We start from the raw sequence: 6,514 nt of genomic DNA, 5'->3' as shown, positions 1-6,514 counted from the left end.
TCCACTAGAAGCACAATAATTTAACTGTACATTTGTAGTTGTAAAATTGACAGAAGCACTATAAGGCGAACTACTTCCTCCATTACAATTACTTCTAACTTGAGCTTCGTATTGTGTTAGGGCGGTTAAACCTGTTAAATTAGTAGAAGCATCTGTTAGCCCGTTTACATCTGTCCAAGTAGACGATCCCACTTCTCTATACCTTAAATCGTAAGTTGCACCAGAAGTAGCATCCCAACTTAATGATACAGATGTTGCACCTAAATTAAAAGCATTTAATCCCGTAGGAGCAACCGCTCCAATTGGTGTTAATAAAACATCTGCTAATGTAAGCGTTTGATAATCTGAAATTGTTTGACCAGTTAAAGTAACTGATTGGTAGCAAGGTGCTTCAAAAAGAATATCATAGGTTCCTGCTTTTATTGGTCTATAATAATCGCCGTGAGAAATATCTGTTACAGTATGCGAACCATAAGCATCATGACCAACAATAGTTACTGTGGCATCAATAGAATTGTTTGTATTAGCATCTTTTACAGCTCCTCTAAAACCATAAGTGCCTTGAGTTAAATAATCTAACAATGCATCACGATTGTAAAGCCAATAATTTACCAATTGGCTTTCGGGTAAAATTTTGGTATCCGATAGTTCTACAGTAATCTCTCTACACTGGTGGTAAAAGTTCATAAAATCTTGTCTGCCTCCATAAACACGATACCATTCTGCACCATGAGTTACACCAGGGCTAGGGTATACATTACTGTCATCATCAGCGGTCATGTATGTTGTATCTCCTAAAGCATCGCTATCATTTTGCGCATGAGTTGCATATTCAACACCTGTAAATTCAAACCAATTCCCGTCAGGATGTGTGTATTGACTAACATAAGCATTATCAAAAGGATAGTTTACCAATTCGGTACCACCATGAAAATTGGCAGAAATAACAAAATGATTTGCATCGGCCAGAGCCATAAACGCTAAAGTTTCTGTTTGGTACGCATTGCCATCGGTATGAGCTCCTTGTACGTTATCAGGATAATTTCTATTTAAATCTACGTTATTAGCATTGCCCCTTCTGGCATTGACAACCGAAGTATTGCTAGTACTATTATGATATGTTCCATCTGGATTAGCGTTAGGGTTAATCCAAATTTCAGCATTTTCTACTAAGTTTTTAACTCTTGCATGATCTGCATGTCCAGGATTTGAATATACCGTTAAAATATAATCTATTAAACTTAACATCATAGGATAGCCTGCAATTTCATCACCATGCATAGATGAAGTAAACAATAGTTTTGGTTCTTGCTCGTCAGTTGCAACATTATCTGATATTTTCACAAATAATAATTCTTTGTCGCCTTGAGTCGTTGTACCAATACTAAATTTATCAACCAAAGTAGGGTAATCATTTTCAAAATCCTGCATTTGTTGAGCATATTGAGCATAAGTTGGATAATTAGCTACAGGAAAAGTAAGCGTGTTGGCAAGACCTTTTGCCGAAAGACCTTTTGAAGATTTAGATTTATTATCATAAATTAAATTTGCATCTACTTCATTTTCGCTCACTGGGACTTGAAAAGGAATGTTTTTAGATTCAAATACTCTAAATTGTTTTTCATTTGCCCAAGCCTTAACCGTTTTAGTTTTCGAATCATAGTTTACTATAGAGAAGTCTTTAGTATAATTATCGATTTCATGTTGGCTACTAACTTTAAACGTAAAGGTTAATTCGCCTTTAGTAGACAAGTATTTTTCTGCTTTCTGCGCATCATTCTTTTGAGAGAACACAAAAGTAACATTCAATAAGATTATAAGTGATAGTAATAATTTTTTCATAGGGTTGGCTATTTGGTTAAAAGTTAGTTTGAAAATAGTAGTTTTTTAAAGATTAAAAATGTTTTTTATGGATAATTTTTATTCAATATGGTTTTTTACGGATAACCCATAATTTATTTGTAGAAAAAGCTTACTTTTTGTGTTTTTTCTTTATAAAAATTATTATTATTCAATAAATCTAAAAAAACTCAGCGGTCGAAGCTTTTATAGTAAACAAAATAATCTATAATTTATTAATATAGAAGAATTAAATAGTAGTCTAGATATAACTATAGTTTTACAAATTAAACTCATAATAATACAACGAATCATTTTTTGCTTAAAACTGCTTTTTTGCAAAACTCAAAATTTTTAAATTTACTAGATGATCCAAATGTACGTTTGCTCAATTATTAGCTAAGACCATAAGTGATAAAAAGGAATTAAATAGTGTAGATATTATCTTTAATAAAACTAAAAAAGTATTTATGCTATCTTAAAATTATAGCATAAATACTTTTTTAGTTAAATACAGCAAGCTTTTTAAAAACCTTAAATTTTCTCTAAGTGTTTCTTTTAATTTGCTTTCATTAAATGTAGGTTGTTCAGGTAGATTTGATTCCATAATTCTGTAGGTTAAGTTTAATGATAGATTTGGGAAAATCTTAAATTTGACTTGGTTAATTTGGGACAGTAAATATGGAACTTATTTTTAAATAATCAGATTAAAAACATATAAAATCGATAAAGTGTAAATTATTTTAACATTTAGCATGCTTTTAGTCGGTCATCTTATTTTTACAAACTCATTTCAGGAATATCGCCTACAATAATTAATGTGCCTTCAGTAGCATTTTTTATATCTTCAACAGTTACTCCAGGTGCGCGCTCTAAAAGTTTAAACCCATTTTCTGTTACTTCTAAAACAGCTAAATTGGTGACTACCTTTTTCACACAACCAACACCAGTTAATGGTAACGAACACTTTTTTAATAGTTTTGACTCACCTTTTTTATTAGTATGCATCATGGCTACAATAATGTTTTCGGCACTTGCAACCAAATCCATGGCACCTCCCATGCCTTTTACCATACGCCCTGGAATTTTCCAATTAGCAATATCCCCATTTTCAGCAACTTCCATCGCTCCTAAAATGGTTAAATCTACATGTTGACCACGAATCATTGAAAAGCTCATAGCAGAATCAAAAAAACTAGCTCCGGGCAATGTGGTTATAGTTTGTTTACCTGCGTTAATAATATCAGCATCTTCTTCTCCTTCAAAAGGAAATGGCCCCATACCTAAAACACCATTTTCACTTTGAAATTCAACTTCAATATCGTTTCTCACATAATTTGCAACTAACGTAGGAATACCAATTCCTAAATTAACATAATAACCATCTTTTACTTCTTTAGCTATTCGCTTTGCTATACCTGTTTTATCTAACATAATCAATCTCTTTGTCTAACTGTTCTTTGTTCAATGCGCTTTTCATATGTTTCTCCTTGGAAAATACGTTGCACAAAAATTCCTGGAATGTGTATCTGATTTGGATCTAAGCTTCCAAGAGGCACTAACTCTTCTACCTCAGCAACTGTTATTTTTGCTGCACCGCACATATTAGGATTGAAATTTCTAGCAGTGCCTTTAAAAATTAAATTACCAGCTGCATCACCTTTCCATGCTTTTACAAAAGCAAAATCAGCATCAAAGGCATGTTCTAAAACATACATTTTTCCGTTAAATTCTCGTGTTTCTTTACCATCGGCAACTTCTGTCCCAAAACCTGCAGGCGTATAAATAGCAGGAAAACCTGCTTGTGCTGCACGACAACGTTCTGCTAATGTACCTTGAGGGATTAACTCAACATCTAATTCTCCCGAAAGCATTTGTCGTTCAAACTCATCATTTTCTCCCACATAAGACGACACCATTTTTTTTATTTGATGTTTACGTAATAATAAGCCCAATCCAAAATCATCAACTCCTGCATTGTTAGAAATACAGGTTAATCCTTTTACTCCAAGTTTTACTAATTCTGCAATAGCATTTTCAGGAATACCACTAAGTCCAAAACCACCAAGCATAAAAGTCATATTATCTTTAACGCCTTGAAGAGCTTCTTGAACGTTGGCTACTTTCTTATTAATCATTAAGTTTCTTTTTATGTTGCATAAAATTACGAATAATTGAATAATAACATCAAAATATTATCAAATAAAAAACCATTCTAAAAGAATGGCTTGAATTTTTAAGAATACAATTAAATATTGTGTATAAGAATCTATGTAATTAATTAAAATCTAAATCATCAGGAATCTCATCGCTTGCATCATCAATAACAGTTTTATCTTTAGCCTTGGCGCAATCAACAAGTATTGAAAGGTTTGTTGGTTCTTCAAAGTCTGCTTTAGAAATGTTTAAGCTTTCATCTGCATAACAGCTTTTCATATAAACACCCCAAATTGGCAATGCCATTGCAGCACCTTGACCATAAGTAATACTTTTAAAATGAACCGATCTTTCTTCGCCGCCTACCCAAACACCAGTAACTAAATTAGGTACCATACCCATAAACCATCCATCACTTTGGTTTTGTGTTGTTCCTGTTTTTCCAGCTATTGGGTTCTCGAATTCGTAAGGATAGCCTGTAACCACTTCTCTATAATCTGGTCTATAGGCATCTGCTCCTTTTGTTCGTAAACGAGCTCCTGAACCTGATTGTGTAACACCTTCCATAAGTTTTACGGTTACATAGGCTGTTTCTTCACTTAATACATCGTTAGTTTCTGGTGTAAATTGATATAAAATAGTACCGTTTTTATCTTCAATACTAGTTACCATAACAGGTTTTGTATACACGCCTTTATTAGCAAAGGTTGAGTAGGCGCCAACCATTTCGTATACACTTAAATCTGGAGTTCCTAAAGCAATAGATGGCACTGGAGGAATATCAGACTCTATACCTAATTTTCTAGCTAAGTCTACAACGGTTTGTGGTCCAACTTTATCAATTAATCTAGCTGTAATGGTATTAACAGAGTTTGCTAAGGCGTTTTTTAATGTTCTGTTTCCTCCATAATCATTATCGCCTCCAGAATTTTTAGGGCACCATTCTTTTACATTTCCATGTTTATTTGCTTCTATACAAAAAGGGGTATCTGGAAATTCGTTGCAAGGAGATAAATGCAACTGATCTATGGCTGTAGCATAAACTAAAGGTTTAAAAGTAGAGCCTATTTGACGCTTGCCTTGTTTTACCATATCGTATTGAAAATGCCTATAATTCATTCCTCCAACCCAAGCTTTTACATGACCTGTTTGTGGATTCATAGACATCATACCTGTTCGCAAAAACGATTTGTAATAACGTATAGAATCGATAGGCTTCATTATAGTATCTCTTTCTGAAGGCTTACCATCTTTCCATTCGAAAACAGTCATTTGAACTGGCTTATAAAATGAAGCTTCAATTTCTTTATCAGATTTTTTTAAATCGTACTTCATGTGCCTCCTACGCTCTGATTGCCTCATAGAATTTCGTAGTAAAGTATCAATAGCGCCTTTAGTTAAATCTAAAAATGGTGCTGTGGGATTTCTATCGGGTGTGTTTTGATGGAAAAACTCAGCTTGTAGCCTAGGCATGTGTTGTTGTACTGCATCTTCTGCATATTTTTGCATACGAGAATCGATGGTAGTATATATTTTTAAACCATCGTTATATAAACTCCATTTAGTACCATCTGGTTTTGGGTTCTTTTTTATCCAATCTTTCATAAAACCAGATAGATATCCCCTAAAATAAGTAGCAATTCCATCACGGTGAGATTGTGGTGTATAATTTAAATCTAAATCTGTTTTTTGAAGTGAATCTTTAATGGTTTCAGTTATGTAACCATATTTTTCCATCTGAGACAACACCACATTGCGTCTGTTTTTTACACCTACTGAATTCCTTCTTGGGTTATATAATGCTGAATTAACAAACATACCAACCAACATAGCAGCTTCTTTTATATCCAAGTCAATAGGTTCTTTATCAAAATAAATACGAGATGCGCTTCGAATACCATCACCATTATTACCAAAATCATAAATGTTGAAATATTGTGCCATAATTTCTTCTTTAGTATACTGGCGCTCTAAACGTGTTGCGATAACCCATTCTTTTATTTTTTGAGTATACTTATCCCATTTTTTGGATCTTACACCAATAAATAGTTGTCGTGCTAATTGCTGAGAAATTGTACTGGCACCTCCTCTTTTTCCTAAAAAGGCAAAGGCTCTTAATGTGCCCCGGGCATCAATACCAGAATGCTCATGAAAACGGGCATCTTCAGTAGCGATTAATGCATCTACTAAATGTTGAGATAAATCGTCATAACCTACAGGTGTTCTATTATCATTAAAATAAAATTTTCCTAAGGTTTCACCATCAGATGAAATAATCTCAGTTGCCAAATGGGTTTTAGGATTTTCCAATTGGGTATGATCCGGCATTTCTCCAAGCCAACCCCATGAAGCTGCTAAAAATATAAGTATTACCACAAGAATACCTCCTGAAAACAACATCCAAAACCAACGGATATATTTTGAAAAATCTTGCGTATCTTTTGTTTCCTTTTTTGCTTTTGTTTTTGCCATTTAATTTTGAATATTAAATACTTCTCGATACAATTCCTCATGCTTC

4 protein-coding genes are annotated in these 6,514 nt (G+C 33.4%); all 4 read right to left on the bottom strand.

The features are described 5' to 3' along the window. On the bottom strand, positions 1-1,842 hold a 1,842-nt coding region (locus tag AADI82_RS12740), incomplete at its 3' end, for a M14 family zinc carboxypeptidase (RefSeq protein ID WP_341216809.1). A 777-nt stretch (positions 1,843-2,619) separates the two neighbouring features. Beyond that, complete coding sequence (locus AADI82_RS12735) at positions 2,620-3,273, bottom strand: CoA transferase subunit B (protein ID WP_341216808.1); 654 nt, start codon at positions 3,271-3,273, stop codon at positions 2,620-2,622. 2 nt (positions 3,274-3,275) lie between these two features. Beyond that, entirely contained in the window at positions 3,276-3,977 is a 702-nt protein-coding gene (locus tag AADI82_RS12730) for a CoA transferase subunit A (protein WP_341216807.1), read from the bottom strand. Positions 3,978-4,116: 139 nt separating this feature from the next. Next, entirely contained in the window at positions 4,117-6,468 is a 2,352-nt protein-coding gene (locus AADI82_RS12725; RefSeq protein ID WP_341216806.1) for a transglycosylase domain-containing protein, read from the bottom strand. Positions 6,469-6,514: the final 46 nt, after the last annotated feature.

This window comes from uncultured Wocania sp. (assembly GCF_964021735.1).
In the GTDB taxonomy this organism is placed as follows: Bacteria; Bacteroidota; Bacteroidia; order Flavobacteriales; family Flavobacteriaceae; genus Wocania_A.
Note: the sequence above shows the minus strand (reverse complement) of the source record. Positions and strands in the feature narration are given on the sequence as shown.